We start from the raw sequence: 24,881 nt of genomic DNA, 5'->3' as shown, positions 1-24,881 counted from the left end.
ATCCCGTCACAAAGTTCAAGCAAAAGACTTGGCGAACGCGTCGACCGCTGCCTTGAGCTTTGCTTTGATGTTGTCGGTGAGTGCCTTTTCGTCGCGGATCGCGTCGAGAACATCTTTGTGCTCGGTGCGCAGCGAGGAAAGAAGACCTGCTTCGAACTTGCCAACCTGGTTGACGGCGATCTTATCAAGATAACCATTCACGCCAGCGTAAATCACGGCAACCTGTTCTTCCGTCTTAAGCGGCGAGAACTGTGGCTGCTTGAGAAGTTCGGTCAGACGTGCACCGCGGTTAAGCAGACGCTGTGTCGAAGCATCAAGATCCGAGCCGAACTGAGCAAATGCTGCCATTTCACGATACTGGGCAAGTTCACCCTTAATCGAACCAGCAACCTGCTTCATGGCCTTGATCTGAGCGGACGAACCAACGCGCGAAACCGACAGACCGACGTTAACAGCCGGACGGATACCCTGATAGAACAGGTTGGTTTCGAGGAAGATCTGGCCGTCAGTGATCGAGATCACGTTGGTCGGAATGAACGCGGAAACGTCGTTACCCTGCGTTTCGATGACTGGCAGAGCCGTCAGCGAACCAGCGCCGTTTTCGTCGTTGAGCTTCGCAGCGCGCTCAAGAAGACGCGAGTGAAGGTAGAAAACGTCGCCTGGGTAAGCTTCACGGCCCGGAGGACGACGAAGCAGAAGCGACATCTGACGATAAGCAACAGCCTGCTTGGAAAGATCGTCATAGCCGATCAGAGCGTGCTGGCCATTATCACGGAAATATTCACCGATAGCGCAACCTGCGAATGGTGCAAGGTACTGCATCGGAGCCGGATCGGAAGCGGTAGCCGCGATCACGACGGAATATTCAAGAGCGCCGCGTTCTTCGAGAACCTTAACGAACTGAGCAACAGTCGAACGCTTCTGGCCGATAGCAACGTAAACGCAATAAAGCTTTTCGCTGTCCGGGCCATTGTCGTGGATTGGCTTCTGGTTCAGGAAGGTATCGAGAATGATCGCGGTTTTACCGGTCTGACGGTCACCAATGACCAGCTCGCGCTGACCACGACCAACAGGGATCAGAGCGTCAACAGCCTTGAGGCCGGTCGACATTGGCTCATGAACCGACTTACGCGGAATGATGCCCGGTGCCTTAACGTCGACGCGGCGACGTTCAGTAGCAACGATTGGGCCTTTGCCATCGATTGGGTTGCCGAGAGCATCGACAACGCGTCCGAGCAGGCCTGGACCGACTGGAACGTCAACGATCGCGCCGGTACGCTTGACGACGTCGCCTTCCTTGATGTCACGGTCGGCACCGAAAATAACCACACCGACATTGTCGGTTTCGAGGTTAAGCGCCATGCCGCGAATACCACCAGGGAATTCGACCATTTCGCCAGCCTGAACATTGTCCAGACCGTAAACGCGGGCGATACCGTCGCCAACGGACAGAACCTGACCGACTTCGGAGACCTCAGCCTCCTTGCCGAAGTTCTTGATTTGCTCTTTCAGGATAGCGGAAATTTCCGCGGCGCGGATGTCCATCAGCCGACCTCTTTCAGTGCAAGCTTGAGAGAAGAAAGTTTTGTGCGAAGGGACGTGTCGATCTGACGCGAACCCATTTTGACGACAAGCCCGCCGAGGATCGAAGGATCGACGGTGACATTGATCGTCACGTCCTTGCCGGCGACGCTCTTCAGCGTTGCCTTCAATTCGTTCTGCTGTGCAGCAGTTAATTCATGCGCAGAAATAACATCAGCGGAAACCTCACCGCGATGTTCGGCTGCAATCGCACGGAAAGCGGCGATAATGCCAGGCAACGCGAAAAGGCGGCGATTAGACGCCACGACGCGCAGGAAATTGCCAACCAGACCAGTGATACCAGCCTTATCAGCAATCGCGCCAATGGCGTGAAGCTGGTCCTCAGCATTGAAGACCGGGCTGGAAATCAGACGCTTCAGGTCTTCGCTTCCGCTCAGAAGCGCCTCGAAACGGCCAAGATCTTTTTCCACAGCAGCAACGGAATTCGCATCGAGAGCAAGCTCGAATAACGATCCGGCGTAGCGCTGTGCGACACCTGAAATGAGCGAAGACGTTTCTGCCACGAACAACCTGCTCTCTACGTTGAAACCATCTTTTTGGGAGTTCAGCAGGACCAAATGGCCCAAGCAGATGATTTTATTGAATGTTTCCGGGGAACCCCTGACGCGCGAGCGCGACAACACCGAAATGTGATTGCCGTCTAGCATAGACGAACCGGACTCGCAACACGCGAATCCCGCACTTTTGTGTAAGTTTTGCCGCTATTTTAGGTTAGAAAACTACTAACGAAGCTCACTAATCAAGCAGGATGCTTTTTAGCGCAGCAATCCAACTTCAGTCGATAAAGCCAAAAGCGTAAAGCAAGGCTCCGGCAGCAAGTGCAAATTCGACCCCAGCGGCGATGATACTATAAAAAGTTGCGCCCTTATCCGACATCATCGAAATGAAGCGCCCGAACAGCGCAAATCCCCAAACAGCCCCTAAAACCACCCACAAAAATGGCTGTGCAAAAATCAGACAACCCAGGCCTACACCCAAATATGGACCAGCCAGAACAGCACGAATGGAACTAAAAGCTTCAGGGCGCGCATTGATCGGCTGAAGACGCAACAGCTTCATCGTGATGCCGGGCGCAAACAACATGACGACACCAGCCAGCGCTGTCACGACTGCCGCACTCCATGCAAGCCATTCGCCGGTTGTCGCAGGAAGATAGAATTCCATCAGATATTATCCTCGTGGTTTTAGCCGTAATAGCGAAAAAACCGATACGTTTCCATAGACTTGGAAATCACAAGAAGCTTTGCGGATCAATGTCTATATTCACGCGGATCGAACCGCGTTCTTTGGGAGACGCAGCCAGCAAAGCGCGGATAAACCCTTGAATATCAGCGCGTTTTGTCCCGTGCACAAGAATGCGAAAACGATGACGCCCACGCACGATTGCAAGTGGGGCTTCTGCCGGACCAAGCACCGAAATCTCCGGCGATGCCGGTGCCGCGCGGCGCAAGGCACGTGCATGGTTCTCCGCATCAGGCCGGTTATCAGCTGAGATAATCAGGGCAGCAAGGCGACCGAACGGCGGCAGAACACTGCGCTCACGCTCTTCGATTTCGCGTGCATAAAATGCTTCCGAATCGCCACTGATGATGGCCTTCATCACCGGATGATCAGGCTGATAGGTTTGCAAAAGCCCGAGACTCTTGCGGCCTGTTCGTCCCGCACGTCCTGTCACCTGATTGAGCAACTGGAATGTGCGTTCAGCGGCACGCGGATCACCATTGGCAAGGCCAAGATCGGCATCCACTACACCAACAAGCGTCATGTTGGGAAAGTTATGGCCCTTGGCGACAAGCTGTGTACCAATGACAATATCCGCCTCACCCTTGGCAATCGCGTCCAGTTCAAGCCGCAGACGCTTCACACCACCCGCCATATCCGACGACAGCACAATGATTCGCGCATCCGGGAAAGTTGCGGCGACCTCTTCCGCGATGCGCTCAACACCCGGACCACAAGCGACCAGATGATCAAGCGTTCCACATTCAGGACAGGCTTCCGGCACCGGCTCATGATAGCCGCATTGATGGCACATCAACTGCTTGCGAAAGCGATGCTCAACCAGCCAGCTTGAGCATTGCGGACACTGAAACCTATGTCCGCAGACCCGACAAAGCGTAAGCGGCGCATAGCCGCGCCGGTTAAGAAACAGCAGCGCTTGTTCACCGCGTTCCACCGTTTTACCCACAGCTTCTGTCAAAGCAGGTGACAAAAAACGTCCCGGCGGCGGCGGTGAGCGCCGCATATCGATGGTTTTCAGCGTCGGCAAAGCCGCTTCTGCATATCGACCATAGAGCTTGATTCGCTTGTAACGGCCCTGATCGGCATTGACCTGACTTTCGATCGATGGCGTCGCTGACGCCAGTATCACAGGAAAGCCACCAATATGACCACGCACAACGGCCATATCCCGCGCATTATAATAAACGCGATCTTCCTGCTTATAAGCCGGATCATGTTCTTCATCGACCACGATCAGGCCAAGCTCTTTAAACGGCAAAAACAATGCCGAGCGCGCACCGGCAACCACCCGAACGATGCCTTCTGTCACTTGTCGCCAGACGCGTTCCCGCGTGCGGGGTGCAAGATCAGAATGCCACTCGGCAGGCTTTGAACCGAAACGATCATGAAAACGGTCAAGAAACTGCTGCGTCAGCGCAATTTCAGGCAGGAGAATCAGCACCTGCTTGCCCTGATCAAGCGCCTTGGCCACTGCTTCAAAGTAAACTTCGGTTTTGCCCGATCCGGTCACGCCATCAAGCAGCGATACGGAAAATGCATCAGCCTCAACTGATTCGGCCAGCATTTCAGCCGCCGCCTGCTGATCCTCTGAAAGAGTAGCGCGCGCATAATTTGTATCAGGCTTAGCAACAACGGCAGGCGGCGGAAGCATCACTTCCTCAAACACGCCCTGCGTTTTAAGGCCTTCCACAACGGTCTGCGAGACACCGGCTGCATGTGCAAGGCCTGAACGCGTCCAGGCAAGCCCGTCGCGCGCCAGTTCCATGACCCGAGCACGCGCACCGGTCATGCGTTCCGGCTCGCCACCATTGTAACGAAGCCCCGGTACTTTCGGCTCTGGATCAAAGGCCGCAGGCGCACGCAACACCATACGCGCCACCATTCCGGGCGGTGAAAGCGTATAATCTGCAGCCCAGCGCATGAAGCGCAGCATTTGCTCATCCACAGGCGGACAATCGAAAACTTCAGTAATTGCCCGCAGTTTTTTGGAATCCACCGCATCGGTTGCGCCATCGCATACAATGCCTGCAACCTCGCGCGGTCCCAAAGGCACGCGCACAATCGAACCGGGCTGGACATGCATTCCAGCCGGCACCATATAAGAATAAGGACGCTCTGCGGGCATGGGTACGAGCACCGGCACCACGCTTTGGGTGGGCTCCGCAAAGAGGCTCAAAATATCGTGCGAATCTTTCGACATGATAGCGTGACCTTGGCGCGGCTTTGCGCTAAAGAAAAGCCACCTTGCCGGATTTAAATCAATTTAAATCCCCTAACCCGCGCTCATTATGGAGGAACGCTGTTATGAAGTTTTTCGTCGACACTGCGGACGTCAAGGAAATCCGCGAACTCAACGATCTCGGTCTGGTTGATGGCGTGACCACCAATCCATCGCTGATCCTCAAGTCTGGCCGCGATATTCTTGAAGTAACCAAAGAAATCTGCTCCTTCGTCAAGGGCCCGGTTTCGGCTGAAGTTGCTGGAACAGAATACGAGCAGATCATGAAGGAAGCGGCTGTTATCGCCAAGATCGCAGACAACATCTGCATCAAACTTCCATTGACGCTCGACGGCCTCAAGGCTTGTAAGGCACTGACCTCCGATGGTCACAAGACCAACGTGACGCTTTGCTTCTCGGCCAATCAGGCGCTGCTCGCTGCTAAGGCTGGCGCAACATTCGTTTCGCCATTCATCGGTCGTATCGATGACATGGGCGTCAACGGCATGGAACTGATTGCTGAAATCCGTACCATCTTCGACAATTACGATTTCCGCACTGAAATCCTCGCTGCTTCGGTTCGCACCGTAAACCACGTCAAGGAAGCAGCCCTTATCGGCGCAGACGTTGTTACCGCACCGCCAGCAACACTCAAGGCACTCGTCAAGCATCCGCTGACCGACAAGGGCCTCGAAACATTCCTCGCCGATTGGGCGAAGACTGGCCAAAAGATCGCTTAAAGCAAATCGCTTAATCAGTTCACTGATTAAAATACAAAACGGCGGATCACTGATCCGCCGTTTTTGTTTATCCAAGTTCAGTCTCGCCATCATGCTTGGCGACACGGATCGGCCTGCTACCGCAATATTCGGTAATCGCCTCGGCAAGCCGTGCGGAATGTGTCACCACCCAAATCTGGCTGCGTTCAGAGGCGCGCGCAATCATCTTCGCCAGCGATGGAATCATATCGGGATGTAGGCTTGCCTCTGGCTCATTCAGAGCAATCAGCGGCGGCAGACGATAGGACAGCAGTGCGCCAGCCAAAGCCAGCAAACGTATCTGTCCATCAGACAACTCTCCCGGACGAAATACGCGCTGCGGAAAGGCTGGGAAACTCAAACCAAACGTAGCTGTCTCTTGCGGATAGGGGATGTCGAGCTTCGCGCCTTCAAGCGCATCTGCAATCAGCTCATCAAGATCAACCGTATCCTGACGGATATGCGCGAGCGTCGCAAAGACTGAAGCGAGATTGTTGCCGTCTTCATCGAGCATGGCAGCGGTTGCTGCGATTGAGGGCTGACGCACAGGTGCATCGCGGTCACTTCTGAAACCATGATAAAAGCGCCAGCCGCGCATTTGCGCCGCGAGATCACCGATCTCCGGATAATGCCCGGACTGTCCCAATACTGATAGCCCACTCTCGGACGTCAGAAGACGGCTTGGATGTTCGGTTCGCCGCCCCTCCCCGTCACGTGCAAACACCGCAGGCCCCTTGCGATCCATCAGATCAACCGGACGTCGCCCGGTATCGAGATTGAGCTGCTCTTCCTTGATTTGTGGTTCAAACGGAAATGCCCCCGATACCGGAGGCGGTAGGCCAGCCTCAACCTTGTAAGACAGGCGCGAGGCAAGGCGTTCATCTTCAAACTGGGCTTCCAGAATGATTCGGGCTGGCTCCTGCTTGCGCCTGACACCGCCCCACATGGCAGATTGCATTCCACCTTCGCGCACAATCTCAGTTGAAAATGTGCCTTCAGCAGCCGCTTTCACCAATTGCAGCGCACGATAGAGGTTCGATTTCCCGGCACCATTCTCACCAACAAAGACCGTGACCTGTCCCAAATCAAACCGAACGGATCGAAGCGAACGATAGCCTTTTGCTGAAAATGAAACGAGCCGCATAATTTCCTCTGTCAGATAAGCAAAAGGCGGCACAGGATGCGCCGCCTTTTGAAATTCAACAAACTCATTCGCTCAGAGCTTCGACATCTGCATAGCGATGGCGAGATAAATCTGCTCGGCCAGTTCTTCGGCAGCACGCTTGGTTGCATCACGCTCTGCACGCAGGTTAGCAAATTCCTGACGCGGACGGTCAAACGATGCTCCTACCGTACGCGTACCGGCTTTCAGCGGCTTGCCGTCTTTGTCAAACAACACGAAATTCGACGTTGCATTGACTGTACCAGCCGATGGACGACCCGTGCGGTCCGTCTGATCGCCAATATCAACACTGACGAAAGACGTAACCGACTTGCTCAGACCAAGACGGAGTTTATAGACCGGATTTGCAGGCTCGCCAGCGCCCCCCGAAAGCAGGAAAATCAGCCGGTTGCGAACCTGAACACCGTAAATGTCGTTCACCGGCTCGACCGAGATCGACGCCAGCTTGCTGCGCATATCCGGCGTAACGCTGCCACCGATTGTGCTGCCAGCGCTGCCGCCACCCGAATAGAGCGGCTGCACGGTGCAACCTGCAAGAAGAACCGCAGCTCCGAGTGCCACGAAAGCAACGCGGAAGTTCTTAAAAGCGGTCATGAAGCGATCAGGCAACGACATTGACGATCCTTTGCGGAACCACGATGATCTTTTTCGGCGTGCCCCCTTCGAGCGCGGCCTTGACGAAGTCAAGTTCGAGCACTGCCTGTTGGATTGTAGCTTGATCAGCGTCGCGCGCGATTGTCAAATCCCCACGCTTCTTACCGTTGATCTGAACGGGCATAACGATCTCGTTTTCCACGATCATTGCTGTATCGAATTTTGGCCATAGCGCAGTTGCGGCAATCGTTTGCTTGCCAGCAATTGTCCCACCCAGTTCGGTAACGCACTGTTCGGCAAGATGCGGCATCATTGGAGCAAGCATTAGCACCAGCATTTCAGTGGCTTCACGCACTGCACTCTTCAGCTGGTCATCAGCCTTACCAGATGCAACCTGCTGCAACGGTGCTGCAAGCGTGTTGACCAGTTCATAAAGACGCGCAACAGCACGGTTGAAAGCGAGCTTTTCAATGTCATCGCCCACAGCCTGAACCGTTTTGTGCGCAGCCTTCGTAACAGCAAGCGCTTCGCCTTCTGCACCGGACTTCGCAACAACATCCTTCAGAACAGGAGCTGCTTCCGAAACCAGACGCCACACGCGCTGCACAAAACGATGCGCACCTTCGGCACCAGCTTCCGTCCAGATCACATCGCGCTCTGGCGGACTATCGGAAAGCATAAACCAGCGCGCAGTGTCGGCACCGTAAGACGAGATGATGTCGTCGGGATCGACCACATTCTTCTTCGACTTCGACATTTTTTCAATCGAGCCGATTTCAACTGGAGCGCCAGTATCCAGCATGGTTGCTGTGCGCTTGCCATCTGATTCTTCGATGCGAATATCGGCAGGTGCCACCCACTGGCCATCAGCCTTATAGGTTTCGTGCACCACCATGCCCTGCGTGAACAAGCCCTTGAACGGCTCGTCAATGCCGACATGGCCAGCCACTTTCATGGCACGGGTGAAGAAGCGCGAATAGAGCAGATGCAGGATCGCATGCTCAACGCCACCGATATACTGATCAACCGGCAACCAGCGATCCGCAACTGCGCGATCCGTTGGCTCGTTTTCCCATGGCGCGGTAAAGCGTGTGTAATACCATGACGAATCGACGAACGTATCCATCGTGTCGGTTTCACGACGCGCTTCGCCACCGCATTTCGGGCACTTCACATGACGCCATGTAGCATGACGGTCGAGCGGATTGCCCGGACGGTCGAACTCAACATCGTCCGGCAGCTTAACCGGCAGATCGGCACGCGGCACCGGATTGACGCCACAGCTTTCGCAATGGATCATCGGAATTGGGCAACCCCAGTAACGCTGGCGCGAAATACCCCAGTCACGCAGACGGAACTGAACCTTGCGTGCAGCCTGCGGGCGGCCATCAAGCTCAATCTTTTCCAGACGATCAGCCACTTCAGCAAAAGCTGCTTCCGGTGTCATACCATCCAGAAAGCGCGAATTGATCATCACGCCATCATCGGTGAAAGCGGTTTCGCCAACGCTAAAACTCGCAGCGTCCTCGCCCTTTGGCAGAACAACCGGCGTCACTTTCAGCGCATATTTATTGGCGAAATCCAGATCGCGCTGATCATGGGCCGGGCAGCCGAACACCGCACCCGTGCCATATTCCATCAGCACGAAATTGGCGACATAGAGCGGCAGCTCCCAGTTTTCATCAAACGGGTGCTTAACCTTGATGCCGGTATCAAAGCCCTTCTTTTCAGCCTTTTCCAGCGCTTCAAGCGACGTGCCATGCTGATGGCACTCATCAATGAATGAAGTCAGCTCAGCATTGTTTTCTGCAAGCGTCTTTGCCAGTGGATGATCTGGAGAGATCGCGACAAAAGACGCACCGAACAATGTATCAGGGCGGGTGGTATAAACTTCAACTTCCGAGAAGCCAGCGGGGGCAGTTGATGCATTGAGTGCAAAACGAACCTGCAAGCCTTCCGACTTACCAATCCAGTTCTTCTGCATGACGCGGACTTTTTCCGGCCACTGGTCAAGTGTATCGAGACCAGCCAGCAAGTCTTCGCTAAAATCGGTGATTTTGAAGAACCACTGTGTCAGTTCGCGCTGTTCGACCAGAGCACCAGAGCGCCAGCCGCGTCCATCCACCACCTGCTCATTGGCAAGCACGGTGTTGTCGACCGGATCCCAGTTGACCTTCGAGGTCTTGCGAGTCACCAGACCTTTTTCAAACAGATCGATGAACAGCATCTGCTGACGATGGTAATATTCTACATCGCAGGTCGCAAATTCACGCGACCAGTCGAGCGAAAGGCCCATCGATTTCAGCTGACGCTTCATCGTATCGATGTTCTGGTAGGTCCATTCTTTCGGATGCACCTTGTTCTGCATTGCCGCGTTTTCCGCAGGCATACCGAACGCGTCCCATCCCATCGGATGAAGAACGTTAAAACCCTTGGCACGCTTGTAACGAGCGACAACATCACCCATCGCATAGTTGCGCACATGGCCCATGTGAATGCGCCCTGATGGATAAGGGAACATTTCGAGCACGTAATATTTTTCGCGCGGATCGCTGTTGTCGGTTTCGAAAGTCTGGTTTTCTTCCCAGATTTTCTGCCAATGTGCTTCCGCCACGCGCGGATTATAACGTTCGGATGCCATGACCGTATTTACTCGTACGAAGGTGATGCAATAAGGAGAGTCGATATTTAATGGCGACCTTCACCACGTATTGGCGAAAGCGTCAAGTTTTTGCAGACTTAAAAGCCTGAAAGCGAGAGTTTCATGTCAGATATTGGTGCGAACCTGAACACGGTCAAGACCGCGATTGCCAATGCCGAGAAAGAAGCGCATCGCAAAAAGGGCTCTGTGACGCTCGTTGCAGTGTCCAAAACATTCGATGCGGACGAAATTCGCCCAGCGTTAGATTTAGGCCAACGAGTGTTTGGTGAAAACCGCGTTCAGGAAGCGCAAGGCAAATGGCCCGCATTGCGCGAAGCCTATTCAGGTATTGAATTACATCTCATCGGCCCCCTGCAGTCCAACAAGGCCGCCGATGCGGTTGCGCTCTTCGATGTGATCGAAACCGTGGACCGCGAGAAGATCGCAGCCGCCTTAGCTGTCGAGATCAAAAAGCAGGGCAAAAGCTCAAAGCTCTATGTGCAGGTCAATACCGGTCTTGAAGAACAAAAGGCTGGCATCCCCCCGAAAGAAGCTGTTGCCTTCGTCGAACGCTGCCGCACTGAACATGGCCTGACAATCGAAGGTCTGATGTGCATTCCACCTGCCGATGAAAATCCCGGTCCGCATTTCGCATTGCTTGAAAAGCTTGCCCGTGCGGCAGGCGTCGAAAAGCTCTCCATGGGCATGTCGGGCGACTTCGAGACCGCAGTTGGTTTCGGCGCGACTTCGGTACGCGTGGGTTCGGCAATCTTTGGCGGACGGAGCTATTCACCGTCGGCTTGAGGCGGAGGTGGGCGTCGATGCGCCCTCACCCGCTCTATTATCTTGGTGTAAATCCAGGCCAAAGTAATTGCCACCACACAACCCAATGCGATTTCCATTAATCGCGTGAGCGCAAGCAGAAGCTCCTCATTGCGCGTTTGCGCAAAGCGTCCCGCATCCATGACGATCACCACCGTTGCGGGCGCTAGACGCCAGTTCACCGGATAGCGGTCGATCATCAGGATCACAAAGACGGTGAGCGCTGCACCAAACAGACTTGCAACTGGCGAGTAGCCCACCAGCCAGATCGTGACCATGCCGATCATGCATCCAACAGCGGTATTGATCGCCCGAGCCTGTGAAAGCGCAAGCGTGGTACGAACATCCGGATCAGAAATGATGAGGACCGTGATCACTGCCCAAATCGGATGATCAACCCCTGCCCATTGAAGTCCAAACCAGCAGATCAGGCACCCAAGCAATGTCTTGGACGCGTAAAGCAGCGCCTTTTCCGGATGAGAAAGATGAACAAACGCCATTTGGCCGTCCGTATGCCCCAATTGGAATCAAAACCTGCTGCCAATCATAGAGGAGTGGGGATCAGTGCAACAGTATTTCCCCTCGCACGTTCTTCCAATCTGATGGACCCAACAGTTTTTGATGCGCGTAGACAACCGAATGCAACGGCCCTTCGATCTTCTCTTTCCAGAATTCGATGAAGTGGTGCAACTCTGGAAACTCCGGTGCGAGATCGTAATGTTGCCAGACAAAAAGCTGCAACAAATGCGGATGATCCGGCATATGGTAGAAAAGCTTTGCCGTTGTCAGACCGTAACCAGCAAGTTGCAATTCAAAGGCAGACTTTGAAATAAAAGCGGATGTCGTCATGGCGATTTCCCCTTTTTATAGGGATCTCATTGTGAATATTCAGCGGACCCCACAGAAATTATAATCGCAGAAATTAGTTTTTAAAACGTAAAAACAATATGTTAGCAACATATTAGCGTGAGTGCTGCCACGCTGATCATATTTTCGTGCTGCGTCACTGTGGACCATAGTCGATCCGAATGTCTAATTTACGTTGAGCCAGACGGAATGTAGATGAGTCTGGCGATAGCTTCGCCCCGATGCGAGCTATCGATTACGGCGGGAGGATCGCCGGACAGCAAGGAGGACGACATGTCGGAAAAGCTTTACCCTGTTCTGCCGGGGGCAAAGAAAAACACGCTCATCGACAACGAGAAATATCTCGAATGGTACAATGAGAGCGTGACCGACCCGGATGGATTCTGGGCCAAGCACGGCCGACGGATTGATTGGTTCAAACCCTTCACCAAAGTCAAGAACACCGATTTCAACGGCGACGTTTCGATCAAATGGTATGAGGACGGTGTTACCAACATCTCCTACAACTGTATCGACCGTCATCTCAAAAGCCGTGGCGATCAGGTTGCGATTATCTGGGAAGGCGACAATCCCTATATCGACAAGAAAATCACCTATCGCGAGCTGCATGAAAATGTCTGCCGCCTTGCCAATGTCCTTAAAAAGCACGGCGTCAAGAAGGGCGATCGCGTCACCATTTATCTTCCGATGATCCCGGAAGCAGCTTATTCGATGCTGGCCTGCGCCCGTATTGGTGCAGTGCATTCCGTCGTCTTCGCCGGCTTCTCACCGGAAGCGCTGGCCGGACGTATCGTCGATTGCGAATCCACTTTCGTTATCACTGCCGACGAAGGTGTACGCGGCGGTAAGCCCGTGCCGCTGAAAGAAAACACCGACACAGCTATCGACATCGCTGCCAAGCAATATGTCATGGTCAATAAGGTTCTGACCGTGCGCCGCACCGGCGGCAAGGTCAGCTGGGGACCAGGCCGCGATCTTTGGTATCATCAGGAAGTTGCAAGCGTCGAACCGACCTGTGATCCTGAACCAATGAATGCGGAAGATCCGCTGTTCATTCTTTATACCTCTGGTTCAACAGGCAAGCCAAAGGGCGTTCTTCACACAACCGGTGGCTATATCGTTTACGCGTCGATGACGCACCAATATGTTTTCGACTATCATGACGGCGACATCTATTGGTGTACGGCGGATGTGGGTTGGGTCACAGGCCATTCCTATATCGTCTACGGACCATTGGCGAATGGCGCGACCACGCTGATGTTTGAAGGCGTTCCGAACTTCCCTGATCAGGGTCGTTTCTGGGAAGTGATCGACAAGCATCACGTCAACATCTTCTACACCGCGCCAACAGCTATCCGCGCTCTGATGGGCGCTGGCGACGAATTCGTCACCCGCTCTTCGCGTTCCACCCTACGTCTTCTTGGCTCGGTCGGCGAACCGATCAACCCGGAAGCATGGGAATGGTATTACAACGTGGTCGGCGATCAGCATTCGCCAATCGTTGATACATGGTGGCAGACGGAAACCGGCGGCATTCTCATCACTCCATTGCCGGGTGCAACCGACCTCAAGCCAGGTTCTGCAACCCGTCCATTCTTTGGCGTCAAGCCGCAGTTGGTGGACAATGAAGGTGCGGTTATTGAAGGCGCAGTCGATGGCAATCTCTGCATTATCGACAGCTGGCCGGGTCAGATGCGTACACTGTACGGCGATCACAAGCGCTTCATTGAGGCTTACTTCTCCACCTATAAGGGCAAGTATTTCACAGGTGACGGCTGCCGCCGCGATGAAGATGGCTACTACTGGATTACCGGCCGCGTCGATGACGTACTCAACATTTCCGGCCACCGCCTTGGCACCGCGGAAATCGAGTCGGCACTCGTCTCGCATCACTCGGTTTCGGAAGCGGCTGTTGTCGGCTATCCGCATCCGATCAAGGGACAGGGCATTTATTGCTATGTCACGCTGATGACCGGCGAGAGCGTTCAGGACGAAGAAGCCCTGCGCAAAGAGCTGACCTTGCATGTGCGCAAGGAAATCGGGCCTATTGCAACGCCGGATAAGATCCAGTTCTCACCCGGCCTCCCAAAAACCCGTTCTGGCAAAATCATGCGCCGTATTCTGCGTAAGATTGCAGAAGACGAGTTTGGCGCATTGGGTGATACTTCAACGCTTGCCGATCCTGGCGTTGTGGACGACCTGATCGAAAATCGTCAGAACAAGAAATAAAAACAGGCCGGGATTTCCCGGCCTTTTTCTTTATTAACGGGGTATGTGAATGCGCCCAAGTTTGACGAGATTTTCGTTCATGCGTGTCGAAAATCGTGGTTTTCGAGGACCGGAGCGGAGTGTACTTTTGGGTACATGAGCACCGGAAGCGCAGAAGAACGCGATTTGCAGGCCGCAGAAACGGAAATATCCCAAACTTAAAAGTCGATGGTCCGACCCTTGATCTCCCAATCGCCAAAGCGAGCGGGATCTTTGCCACCACGACCACCTATTTCGCGCGGCTGCTTTTCAGCAGTCTGGGCAGCACGGCGTTCTTCCGCTTCCTTTAACGCGCGCTGGGCTGCGGGCGGCAGAGTATCAATTTTGCTGCGATCAGCGTTGTCATTCATTTCTGTTTCGTTGAATTTATCGGTCATAGGCGGCAAATCCATTATTGAAGCGATAGCGTTCCATACCCATCATATAGTTAAACTTGGTGGGTAAGCAAAACCCCGATTGATGTAAACTGTTGCTGAACTGGAGACCTCGACACATGAATATGACGAAAACTGCCATGCTGATTGCTCTCATGACAGTCATGTTCATGAGCATCGGTTATTTGCTCGGCGGCGGCGGCGGCATGATGATCGCGCTCGTGGTCGCTGTAGCCATGAACCTGTTTGGCTATTGGAACTCCGACAAAATGGTGCTGCGCATGTATAATGCGCAGGAAGTGGATGAGCGTTCTGGTTCCGATTATTATCGGATGGTCAGTGGTCTCGCTGCCAATGCGGGCCTGCCAATGCCAAAAGTTTATATCATTCACGAAGACCAGCCCAACGCTTTTGCGACGGGCCGAAATCCAGAAAATGCTGCTGTTGCAGCCACAACCGGCCTACTGAACCGGCTGACACCAGAAGAAGTTGCAGGCGTGATGGCGCATGAGCTGGCCCACGTTCAGAACCGCGACACGCTGACCATGACAATCGTGGCAACGCTGGCCGGTGCCATTTCCATGCTCGGTAATTTCGCGTTCTTCCTAGGCGGAAACCGCGAAAACAACAATGGCATTATGGGCGTGGTCGGCACGATCCTTGCCATGATCGTCGCGCCTTTTGCAGCGATGATCGTGCAGATGGCGGTCAGCCGCACCCGCGAATATGCCGCCGATCGTAGAGGTGCTGAAATCTGCGGAAATCCGCTTTGGCTTTCTTCAGCTCTCGGTAAAATTGCGCGCGGGGCTAAGTCAGTTGTCAATGAAGAAGCCGAGCACAACCCGGCGACAGCCCATATGTTCATCATCAATCCGCTGAGCGGGCGCGGCGCCGACAACCTGTTCTCGACCCACCCGGACACTGATAATCGCATTCAGGCGCTCGAACAAATGGCAGCCGAAATGGGCATTCGCTCGTCAGGAATGACGCAGCGTAATGCGCCCCCTGCACAAAACAGTGGTCCTTGGGGGCAAAGTAGTGGTAATGCAGACGAAAATAACAGTGGCAGTTCGGGTTCCAATTCTGGCTACCGAGGCCCATGGTCATAGAAACGCATACCAAGCGTCAGAAAAGTAGAACAGCGTGAACGATAAGAATACTGCGCCAAAGCGTGGAAATAACAAGCCGCAGACACATGATTACGCCGCAGACCGTGCCGAACAGCAACGGCCCGGTCTTGCAGCACGTCTCACTGCGGCTCGCCTGCTTGGTGCGGTGATCGAAAAGAACACATCGCTCGACGGTCTGACTGATAACAGCCATGGTCACCCGCAATATCTCGCACTTGAGCCACGCGACCGTTCGCTGGTTCGCGCTATTTTGGGATCAGCGCTGCGCAATCGCGGTAGCATTGATCGCGCAATTAACAAGCGTCTTGATCGCCCACTGCCGGAAAACGCGCACGCGCTCAAGCATTTGCTGCATATCGCGGTCGCGCAGATTTTCTATCTCAAGCTGCCTGATCATTCAGCCGTTGATCTAGCGGTTGAAGCGGCGAATTATGACCCGCGCAATCGCAAATATGCAGGTCTGGTAAACGCTCTTCTGCGCCGTCTGTCGCGCAACAAAGAACGCGCACTCGAGCACACATTGCAGCCTGAAAAAAATGTGCCGGAATGGTTTTCAAGAAGCCTTACCGATTCCTACGGCCCGAAGAAAACCGAAGCCATTTTGACTATGCATGGCTACGAGCCGCCAATCGATTTCACCGTTAAAGGTGATCCGACGGAATGGGCAGAGAAGCTCGGCGGCGTAGCCTTGCCAAACGGTTCTGTGCGTCTTCAGACAGTCGAGGGCAACCTCACCGATCTGCCGGGTTTTGCCGAGGGTGACTGGTGGGTGCAGGATGCCGCCGCAAGCCTGCCAGCGCGCCTGATGGGCGACATTAAAGGCAAGCGCGTGGCCGATCTTTGTGCAGCCCCCGGCGGCAAGACTGCACAGCTTGTGCTTCAGGGTGCTGATGTGACAGCCCTTGATATGTCCGAAAACCGCCTCAAGCGGCTTGACGGCAATCTGGAGCGTCTGGGCCTTAAGGCCCGCACGGTTGCAAGTAATATGATGGATTTTAAGCCGGATACATTGTTTGATGCCGTGCTGCTGGATGCGCCATGCTCATCCACTGGCACCGTGCGCCGTCACCCGGATGTGCCATGGACCAAGACACCGCAGGATATTAAGAAGCTTGCTACCCTTCAGGCCAAAATGCTTGAGCAGGCCATCACGCTTGTGAAACCCGGTGGCACAGTGCTGTTCTCCAACTGCTCACTGCATCCGCAGGAAGGCGAGGACATGGCCCGCAATGCACTGAAAAATCCGGCCATTGAAGCCTATCCCATTACGCTTGGAGAGTGCCCTGGCCTCGAAGGCTTAATCACCAAAGAAGGCTTCCTGCGGTCAACCCCTGCTGATCTGCCTGCGGAAAAATTCGATGGCAATCCGAATATGGCAGGCATGGACGGCTTTTTCGCTGCTCGTTTCAGACGCAAAGCCTAATCAATTAGCCACTGCTGATAAAAATCGATGAATTTGGCATAATGGGTGCTCTGCGCCCATTATGGTTAACACTCGATTCACCATTATCGACGATTCTAAGAATGCATGATTCCGAAATCTGGAAAGCAGCATTTCGATACATCATGCCATGAAAGGACGGACCTGCCTTATCGGGTCCATTGCGAATGAATTTGAATACGGAGAATGAGAGGGTGGCAGTCGCGTTGAGCGAAACCCCGCATCTTTGGGGACTGGCTGTTGCACAGGCTTGGCGCAAGTTCAGCCGTCGCCTGCGCATGGGCCCGCTTTATCGCTGGCGTTTCACCGGCTTCACGCCGGAACGCATTCTGATTGCCCCGCCCGATCTCCGCGTTGCCGATCCGCAATTGGCACAGGAATTCTACCACGGTCGTTTCGCACTGGCTGGTCGTCTTGTCGAAACCGGCGGCATGTCGCCTTTCGCAGTTGAACCGCCGACACCGGAATGGGAAGCAGCGCTTCAGGGCTTTGGCTGGCTCAGGCATCTCAAAAGTGCCAATAGCGAACTTGCCACCGCAAATGCGCGCGCGCTGGTCGATGACTGGATGCGCTTTTATGGCAAGCGCATCGGCGGTCTCGCCTGGTCGCCAGAGGTAACAGCCCAGCGCATCATCGCATGGTTGCAGCATTCCAATCTCATTCTTTCGGGCGCGGAACTGCCTGCTTATCGCAAATTTATGCGTTCGCTCGCTATGCAAGTGCGTTATCTACGGACCGTAGCATCCGCCATGGATGACGGTGAAGAACGCCTGCGTGCGCGTATTGCCCTTGCCTTTGCAGCGCTTGCCCTACCCGTTTCGCCACCAACTGCGCGTGCTGCACGCCGCAATCTCGAATATGAGCTAAAACGTCAGATCCTGCCTGATGGCGGGCATATTTCGCGCAATCCGGTGACGATCCTTGAATTGCTAGCAGATCTGCTGCCACTGCGTCAGACCTATGCCAATGGCACAGAATCGCCGCCAAAGGCACTGATTGAAGCCGTCGAACGCATGTTACCTGCATTGCGTTTTTTCCGGCATCAGGATGGCAGCCTTGCGCTGTTTAATGGTGTTGGCCCGACATTGTCCGAACGCATCATTTCAGTGCTGCGCCATGATGAAACCGCAGGCTCACCACTCACGCACGCGCCTTATTCTGGCTATGAACGCCTATCGATGGGTGCGACCACGATCATAGCCGATACAGGTCTGCCACCGCCCGTGACCTCGTCGCGCGATGCCCATGCCGGTTGCCTTGCCTTTGAAATGTCCTCCGGGCGTCAGCGCTATATCGTTAATTCCGGCATCGACCGCTACGGCCCGCCGGAATTTCGTCCATTGGGACGCTCAACCGCGGCGCACTCTACCGCCACCATCAATGATACGTCATCATGCCGTTTCAGCCATAATACCGGTCTGTCCAGCATGATTGGCACACCAATCGTTGCCGGTCCGACCCGCGTTCAACGCGACCGTGTGGAAGATCAGGGGCGGCAAGGTTTTGTTGCGAACCATGATGGCTATGTTCGCTTATTCGGCATTTTTCATGAACGCCGTGTTGTGCTTTCGCATAATGGCAGCGTTATTCAGGGTGCCGACCGTTTTTATCGTGGTGACGCAAAAGCTTTAAAAGCCAATGGCCGCGATAATGTTGCCGTACGCTTTCATATCCATCCGTCGGTGGAAATCTCGTTTGATGAAAACGGGCTGATTAATCTCAGCGCACCGCATGATGACACATGGGCTTTCTCTTGCTTTGAAGTGGCTCCGCAGCTCGAAGACAGCATCTTCTTTGCTGGTTTCCGCGGACCTGTCACATCAAAGCAGATTGTACTGTCATTCCCGGCGCACGAGCTGCCAGAAGTGAACTGGCAATTCAGCCGTGTCGCCATTGGAAGCTATACCTGACCATAGAGCCTTTATTACTGGCTTTTAGGGTATGATTCGTCTCACAGCTGTGCTAACTCGCAAACCGTCCCACCCTTCCTGAACGCAAAACGCTTCAGCAACGAAGAGACCGTTTCCTATGGCTGTCAGCTCCAAGCATATTCCCGCTCCCGATCTTCATCGGGTGCGCCGCGCCCTTCTTTCCGTATCGGACAAGACCGGTCTCATCGATTTCGCTAAGGCACTTCATGCCCACGGCGTTGAAATTCTCTCGACAGGCGGCACCGCAAAGTCGATTGCCGCCGAAGGCATTCCTGTAAAGGACGTGTCGGAAGTCACAGGCTTCCCGGAAATCATGGACGGACGCGTGAAGACGCTGCATCCATCGGTTCACGGCGGTCTTCTTGCAGTGCGCAACGATCCTGAACATGTTGCAGCCATGGAAGCCCACGGCATTGGCGGTATCGATCTGGCCGTCATCAATCTCTATCCGTTTGAAGAAGTTCGCTTCAAGGGCGGCGACTACGACACCACCGTCGAAAACATCGACATTGGTGGCCCAGCCATGATCCGCGCCTCGGCAAAGAACCATGCCTATGTCGCAACGGTTGTCGATCCCGCTGATTATGCAGACGTTGTAGCCGAGCTCGAAAAGAACGAAGGCTCGCTGCCTATTTCTTTCCGCAAGAAGCTCGCAGCCAAGGCGTTCTCGCGCACAGCGGCTTATGATGCAGCCATTTCCAACTGGTTCGCAGAAGCGATCAACGACGAAACCCCGACCTATCGCTCGGTTGCAGGCAAGCTGCACTCCGTCATGCGCTATGGCGAAAACCCGCACCAGACCGCTGGCTTTTATCTGACCGGCGAACAGCGTCCGGGTGTTGCAACAGCAACGCAGCTTCAGGGCAAGCAGCTTTCCTATAACAACATCAACGACACCGATGCAGCTTTCGAACTGGTAGCCGAGTTTGACCCAGCCCGCACCGCAGCTGTTGCCATCATCAAGCACGCCAATCCTTGCGGCGTCGCCGAAGCTGCAACCATCACCGAAGCCTATCTCAAGGCGCTCGCCTGCGATCCGGTTTCGGCTTTTGGTGGCATTGTTGCGCTCAATAAGACACTTGATGAAGCGGCCGCTGAAGAAATCGTCAAAATCTTTACCGAAGTCATCATCGCACCGGATGCAACCGAAGGCGCACAGGCCATCGTTGCCGCTAAGAAGAACCTGCGTCTGCTGGTAACGGGCGGTTTGCCTGATCCTCGCGCCAAGGGCATTGCAGCGAAAACTGTTGCAGGCGGTGTGCTGGTTCAGTCACGCGATAACGGCAATGTCGATGACCTCGATCTGAAAGTCGTTACCAAGCGCGCACCAAGCGAAGCCGAACTCAACGATATGAAGTTCGCTTTCCGCGTTGGTAAGCATGTGAAATCGAACGCCATCGTTTATGTGAAGGACGGCGCAACAGTCGGCATCGGTGCAGGTCAGATGAGCCGTGTGGATTCGGCCCGCATCGCAGCGCGTAAGGCAGAAGACGCAGCAGAAGCCGCCGGTCTTGCTGAGCCGCTCACCAAGGGCTGTGTGGTTGCGTCCGACGCATTCTTCCCATTTGCTGACGGTCTGCTTTCTGCTGTTCAGGCAGGTGCAACTGCTGTCATCCAGCCAGGCGGCTCAATGCGTGACGATGAAGTGATTGCTGCGGCTGACGAACATGGCATCGCCATGGTGATGACTGGCATGCGCCACTTCCGTCATTAATCTCAGCAACGGCTTAAACAATTTATAGCCCCCACAACTTAGGTGTTGCGGGGGCTATTTCTTTGTATTCATATCATTTTCGTTTAAGTTCGGTTTAGACTGTAATGAAACACGGAGGAGCATATTTAATGACGCAATTTATCGGTTCCATCGACCAGGGAACCACCAGTTCACGTTTCATTATTTTTGATAGAAACGGCGATATTGTCGCCATGGATCAGCGCGAACACGAGCAGATTTATCCGAAAGCTGGTTGGGTCGAGCACAATCCGAACGAAATTTGGCGCAACACGCAGCATGTTATCGGCGAAACACTGAAAAAAGCGAAGCTCAAGGCTTCCGATATTGCATCCGTCGGCATTACCAATCAGCGCGAAACAACGCTGCTGTGGGACAGGAAGACCGGCGCACCGCTTTATAATGCCATTGTCTGGATGGACACACGCACGGACGAACTGGTCGATCATTTTGTCCAAGATGGTGGCGCTGATCGCTTGCGCGATAAGACGGGACTGCCGATTTCGACTTACTTCTCGGGCCTTAAGCTGCGCTGGATACTCGATAATGTTCCCGGTGCGCGCGAAAAGACAGAAGCAGGCGATGCGCTGTTTGGCACAATCGATAGCTGGCTTGTCTGGAACCTCACCGGCGGTGCAAATGGCGGCATTCACATCACTGATGTCACCAATGCGTCACGCACGCAGTTGATGGACTTGTCTACGCTCAAATGGGACGAGGAAATCCTGCAGCTGTTCGGTATTCCCGCAGCTTGCCTGCCGGAAATTCGTTCTTCCAGCGAAGTCTATGGCGAGATTACCCTGCCAGCGCTTGTCAGTGTCAAGCTTGCAGGCATTCTGGGCGACCAGCAGGCAGCCCTTTTCGGTCAGGCCTGTCTTGAGCCGGGCGAAGCCAAGAACACCTATGGCACCGGCTGCTTCATGCTGATGAATACTGGCGAGAAACTGGTTCCATCCACCTATGGGCTTTTAACGACTGTTGCCTATCAACTTGGTGAACAAAAGCCGATCTATGCGCTGGAAGGTTCCATCGCGATCACCGGCGCACTGGTGCAATGGCTGCGCGATAATCTTGGCATTATCAAAACCAGCGCCGACATTGAAACACTGGCGCGCACGGTCGAAGACAATGGCGATGTCTATTTCGTTCCGGCCTTCTCCGGCCTTTATGCACCACATTGGGAAGATTCTGCACGCGGCGTCATTGCTGGTCTGACGCGCTTTGCCAATAAGGGTCACATTGCCCGCGCTGCCCTTGAAGCAAGCGCCTATCAGGTGCGCGAAGTGCTGGAAGCCATGGTCAAGGATTCAGGCGTAGAGATTACTGAACTGCGTGCAGATGGCGGCATGACCATCAACGAACTGCTCATGCAGTTCCAGTCAGATATTCTCAACGTGCCGGTCGTGCGTCCGAAAATTATCGAAACCACAGCCCTTGGTGCAGCTTATGCGGCTGGGCTTGCAGTTGGTTACTGGAAATCAACCAACGACATTATCGAGAACTGGCAGGTCGGTCAGCGCTGGCATCCAAAGATGACGGCAAAGGAGCGCACTGGCCTGTTCAACGCGTGGGAGAAGGCCGTGCAGCGGTCTCTCAACTGGGTCGATTAGAGCATAATCCGACCGGAGTGGAACGAGGATCGATAAGATTATGCTTAAAGTAAAAAGTTTTAGAGCGCCGATCTGATTCAATCAGATCGAAACGCCTCTAAAACTAAGGCTCTCGTAACAGACCAAACTTGAAAACGATCAATGATTATCGACAGCCGGTGAGCATATCCGCTCACCGGGCGGCTTTTTAGTACCTAAGTTATTTTCTCGGAGTAGATGATGAGCAATGGTTTTATCGGTGAATTTCTCGGCACGATGGTGCTTATCCTATTGGGCGATGGTGTTGTTGCAAACGTGCTTCTTGCAAAATCCAAAGGCCAGAATTCCGGCTGGATCGTCATTACCGCAGGTTGGGGCTTTGCGGTTCTCTGCGGTGTGATGGTTGCCGTTGCGGCTGGCAGTGCAGGTCATCTGAACCCTGCCGTAACGCTTGCTTTTTATGCGGCTGGCACTTTTCCGGCGGCTGACGTCGCGCCCTATATTGCGGCACAGATGCTTGGTGCTTTCACAGGTGCAGTGCTTGTCTATCTCGCCTACCTGCCACACTGGAAGCCAACGGAAGACGAAGGGCTCAAGCTCGGCGTCTTCTGCACCGGGCCTGCCATCCGCAACATACCAGCCAATTGCCTGACCGAGATCATCGGTACCTTCGTGCTGGTATTCGTCGTCATTGCCATTGGCGCAAAGGCTGTTGGCGCAACAGGTGTTCTTGGACCACTAATGGTCGCCCTGCTTGTCTGGGCAGTTGGTGTTTCACTGGGCGGTCCAACCGGCTATGCAATCAATCCGGCACGCGATCTCGGACCACGCATCGCTCATGCTTTGCTGCCTATTCCAGGAAAAGGCGGCTCAGATTGGTCTTATGCCTGGGTGCCCGTAGCAGCGCCGATCATCGGTGGACTGATCGCAATTACCTGCGCCAAAGCAGCAGGCATGATGTGAACTGTAGGGCGCAGCGTCATCGCTGCGCTTTATTTTCAGATGCGTTCAGCCGGATAAGGCGTGGCTTTGGCCAGCAGAAACCCTGCACCAAACAACACAACCAGCACCGACATGCCGAGCGCTGCCGATCCGCTGAGCGCTGTAACAGTCGCCACCAAAAATGGTCCAATGAAACTGGTGGCCCGCCCTGCCAGCGCATAGATACCAAAATAGCGGCCTGACTCTTCCGGTTTAATGCTGCGCGCAAACCATGACCGCGATGATGCCTGTACCGGTCCGAAAGCTGCACCGATCATTAATCCGTAAATCAGATAAGCATGTTCAGCAGGTGTTGCGAACAATCCTTTGACATCCGTCGGTGCGAAGGAAATTAAGCCAAAAATCGTATAGTCGTGGCCTGTCGATACAATACCAAGCGTCGCGATGAAAAGCAGGATGATTGAGCCAAGGACAACCACCTTTGATCCGACCCGTGTATCGAGCTTGCTTGCAAGCAAGCAACTGAAAATCGCCATGACATTGAGGATCATGCCGAACAGACCAATTTCGGTGATCGACCAGCTGAATAGCACCGCCGCATAGCCAGCTCCAAGCGCCAGCAAAGCATTAACGCCATCCTGATAAACCATACGCGCAATCAGAAAGCGAACAATCCCCGGACGTTTGCGAACTTCCCCAAGCGTCTTTTTCAGTTCGCTCAAACCTGAGCGCAAAGCTGGTGCAAGTTTCTCACCCTTTGCCACATCAGGCGTGAAGAAAAACATCGGCAGGATAAATACAAAATACCAGAGGGCAGAAATCGGTCCGGCTATGCGTCCATCTTCGCCTTTTGCTGGATCAATCCCAAACAGCGGATCAATTCCGATGATTGTTTTTCCTGTTTCTGGTGAAGCCGCCAGACAAAACACGATGAAAATCAGCACCGTCATGCCACCAAGATAGCCAAGTCCCCAGGCAATATTCGACACCCGGCCAATATCTTTTTGTGGGACAAGCCTTGGCATCATGGAATCATTGAAGACAATGGAAAACTCTGCGGCAATCATTGCCAGCGCAAAGGCAAACAGCACCCAATAAATATTGGCACCCGGAACAGCGAACCACAGCGTGCAAAGTGCCGTAATTTTGATAATTGCAAAGAAGGCTATCCAAGGTTTTCGTGGACCCGTTCTGTCCGACACAGCCCCCAAAATTGGCGAGAGGATCGCTACGGCAAGCCCTGCTGCTGCAAAGCCATAGCCCCATGCAATTTGCCCAGCCTCGGGGCTCTCTGCCATGCGGGAGATGAAGTAAGGGCCGAAAATAAACGTCGTCACAACTGTAAAAAACGGCTGAGCCGCCCAGTCAAAAAATATCCAGCCCCACACACCCCGGCGTGAAGAATAGCTGTCCTTCGGCATTGCATTTTCCGTCATATGTCGCGCCCATCCCCCGTCAAGCGCTCCGAACTTACACTGCTCGCTTTCACACCACAACAAAGCAAAAAGGGCAGCCTGAGCTGCCCTTTTCAATAGCGGTTAATCGTA

The 24,881-nt window shown here is 54.0% G+C and carries 20 protein-coding genes; 9 read left to right on the top strand and 11 right to left on the bottom strand.

The features are described from left to right. Positions 1-15: 15 nt before the first annotated feature. The 4 genes from atpA to ACOZHT_RS17645 all read right to left on the bottom strand — a co-directional run bounded on the left by atpA (position 16) and on the right by ACOZHT_RS17645 (position 5,044). On the bottom strand, positions 16-1,545 hold the full coding sequence (gene atpA, locus ACOZHT_RS17660; protein WP_007876822.1) for a F0F1 ATP synthase subunit alpha: 1,530 nt from the start codon (positions 1,543-1,545) through the stop codon (positions 16-18). Continuing rightward, positions 1,545-2,105 (bottom strand): F0F1 ATP synthase subunit delta, encoded by a 561-nt coding sequence (locus tag ACOZHT_RS17655; RefSeq protein WP_339514578.1) that lies wholly within the window; start codon positions 2,103-2,105, stop codon positions 1,545-1,547. Before ACOZHT_RS17655 ends, atpA begins: the two co-directional genes overlap by 1 nt. A gap of 271 nt (positions 2,106-2,376) precedes the next feature. Then, positions 2,377-2,766 carry a DUF4345 domain-containing protein gene (locus ACOZHT_RS17650; protein ID WP_421566181.1) on the bottom strand — a complete coding sequence of 130 codons (390 nt, stop codon included), beginning with the start codon at positions 2,764-2,766 and terminating at the stop codon, positions 2,377-2,379. Between the two features lie 67 nt (positions 2,767-2,833). Continuing rightward, a complete protein-coding gene (locus ACOZHT_RS17645) occupies positions 2,834-5,044 on the bottom strand; it encodes a primosomal protein N' (RefSeq protein WP_339514574.1) in 2,211 nt (736 codons plus the stop codon). A gap of 104 nt (positions 5,045-5,148) precedes the next feature. On the opposite strand from ACOZHT_RS17645, the gene fsa reads away from it, so the two are divergent. Continuing rightward, entirely contained in the window at positions 5,149-5,802 is a 654-nt protein-coding gene (gene fsa / locus ACOZHT_RS17640) for a fructose-6-phosphate aldolase (RefSeq protein ID WP_007876832.1), read from the top strand. Positions 5,803-5,869: 67 nt separating this feature from the next. Here the strand turns inward: fsa and ACOZHT_RS17635 are convergent, their stop codons facing one another. The 3 genes from ACOZHT_RS17635 to leuS all read right to left on the bottom strand — a co-directional run bounded on the left by ACOZHT_RS17635 (position 5,870) and on the right by leuS (position 10,238). Continuing rightward, positions 5,870-6,964 carry an AAA family ATPase gene (locus ACOZHT_RS17635; RefSeq protein WP_339514572.1) on the bottom strand — a complete coding sequence of 365 codons (1,095 nt, stop codon included), beginning with the start codon at positions 6,962-6,964 and terminating at the stop codon, positions 5,870-5,872. Positions 6,965-7,036: 72 nt separating this feature from the next. Continuing rightward, positions 7,037-7,618: an LPS assembly lipoprotein LptE gene (gene lptE, locus ACOZHT_RS17630; protein ID WP_339514570.1), complete on the bottom strand. Its 582-nt coding sequence runs from the start codon at positions 7,616-7,618 to the stop codon at positions 7,037-7,039. Further along, positions 7,605-10,238, bottom strand: coding sequence for a leucine--tRNA ligase (gene leuS / locus ACOZHT_RS17625; RefSeq protein WP_339514568.1), 2,634 nt, complete (start codon positions 10,236-10,238; stop codon positions 7,605-7,607). The genes lptE and leuS overlap by 14 nt, the downstream gene beginning before the upstream one ends. Positions 10,239-10,361: 123 nt before the next feature. Between leuS and ACOZHT_RS17620 the strand changes: the two genes are divergently transcribed. Further along, positions 10,362-11,042 carry a YggS family pyridoxal phosphate-dependent enzyme gene (locus tag ACOZHT_RS17620; RefSeq protein ID WP_339514566.1) on the top strand — a complete coding sequence of 227 codons (681 nt, stop codon included), beginning with the start codon at positions 10,362-10,364 and terminating at the stop codon, positions 11,040-11,042. On the opposite strand, the gene ACOZHT_RS17615 is transcribed toward ACOZHT_RS17620, so the two are convergent. Further along, positions 11,024-11,560 carry an FUSC family protein gene (locus ACOZHT_RS17615; RefSeq protein ID WP_339514564.1) on the bottom strand — a complete coding sequence of 179 codons (537 nt, stop codon included), beginning with the start codon at positions 11,558-11,560 and terminating at the stop codon, positions 11,024-11,026. The genes ACOZHT_RS17620 and ACOZHT_RS17615 overlap by 19 nt on opposite strands. Positions 11,561-11,621: 61 nt before the next feature. Beyond that, entirely contained in the window at positions 11,622-11,909 is a 288-nt protein-coding gene (locus ACOZHT_RS17610; protein ID WP_339514562.1) for a Usg family protein, read from the bottom strand. Positions 11,910-12,200: 291 nt separating this feature from the next. Between ACOZHT_RS17610 and acs the strand changes: the two genes are divergently transcribed. Continuing rightward, complete coding sequence (gene acs / locus ACOZHT_RS17605) at positions 12,201-14,156, top strand: acetate--CoA ligase (RefSeq protein WP_339514560.1); 1,956 nt, start codon at positions 12,201-12,203, stop codon at positions 14,154-14,156. Positions 14,157-14,353: 197 nt separating this feature from the next. Here the strand turns inward: acs and ACOZHT_RS17600 are convergent, their stop codons facing one another. Next, positions 14,354-14,572, bottom strand: a complete 219-nt coding sequence (locus ACOZHT_RS17600; RefSeq protein WP_339514558.1) for a DUF1674 domain-containing protein — start codon at positions 14,570-14,572, stop codon at positions 14,354-14,356. Positions 14,573-14,688: 116 nt separating this feature from the next. Here ACOZHT_RS17600 and htpX point away from each other — a divergent pair, with 116 nt between their 5' ends. The 6 genes from htpX (at position 14,689) to ACOZHT_RS17570 (ending at position 23,355) form a co-directional block, all read left to right on the top strand. After that, positions 14,689-15,678 carry a zinc metalloprotease HtpX gene (htpX, locus tag ACOZHT_RS17595; protein ID WP_339514556.1) on the top strand — a complete coding sequence of 330 codons (990 nt, stop codon included), beginning with the start codon at positions 14,689-14,691 and terminating at the stop codon, positions 15,676-15,678. 34 nt (positions 15,679-15,712) lie between these two features. Next, complete coding sequence (locus ACOZHT_RS17590; RefSeq protein ID WP_339514554.1) at positions 15,713-17,122, top strand: RsmB/NOP family class I SAM-dependent RNA methyltransferase; 1,410 nt, start codon at positions 15,713-15,715, stop codon at positions 17,120-17,122. Between the two features lie 212 nt (positions 17,123-17,334). Further along, positions 17,335-19,050 carry a heparinase II/III family protein gene (locus ACOZHT_RS17585; protein ID WP_421566180.1) on the top strand — a complete coding sequence of 572 codons (1,716 nt, stop codon included), beginning with the start codon at positions 17,335-17,337 and terminating at the stop codon, positions 19,048-19,050. A gap of 118 nt (positions 19,051-19,168) precedes the next feature. Beyond that, positions 19,169-20,785, top strand: a complete 1,617-nt coding sequence (gene purH / locus ACOZHT_RS17580; RefSeq protein WP_421566179.1) for a bifunctional phosphoribosylaminoimidazolecarboxamide formyltransferase/IMP cyclohydrolase — start codon at positions 19,169-19,171, stop codon at positions 20,783-20,785. 128 nt (positions 20,786-20,913) lie between these two features. Next, positions 20,914-22,413, top strand: coding sequence for a glycerol kinase GlpK (glpK, locus tag ACOZHT_RS17575; RefSeq protein ID WP_339514548.1), 1,500 nt, complete (start codon positions 20,914-20,916; stop codon positions 22,411-22,413). 219 nt (positions 22,414-22,632) lie between these two features. Continuing rightward, a complete protein-coding gene (locus ACOZHT_RS17570) occupies positions 22,633-23,355 on the top strand; it encodes an MIP/aquaporin family protein (RefSeq protein WP_421566178.1) in 723 nt (240 codons plus the stop codon). A 35-nt stretch (positions 23,356-23,390) separates the two neighbouring features. Here the strand turns inward: ACOZHT_RS17570 and ACOZHT_RS17565 are convergent, their stop codons facing one another. Next, positions 23,391-24,770 (bottom strand): MFS transporter, encoded by a 1,380-nt coding sequence (locus tag ACOZHT_RS17565; RefSeq protein WP_339514544.1) that lies wholly within the window; start codon positions 24,768-24,770, stop codon positions 23,391-23,393. Positions 24,771-24,881: the final 111 nt, after the last annotated feature.

The sequence above is a fragment of the Ochrobactrum sp. EDr1-4 genome (genome assembly GCF_049199085.1).
In the GTDB taxonomy this organism is placed as follows: Bacteria; Pseudomonadota; Alphaproteobacteria; order Rhizobiales; family Rhizobiaceae; genus Brucella.
Note: the sequence above shows the minus strand (reverse complement) of the source record. Positions and strands in the feature narration are given on the sequence as shown.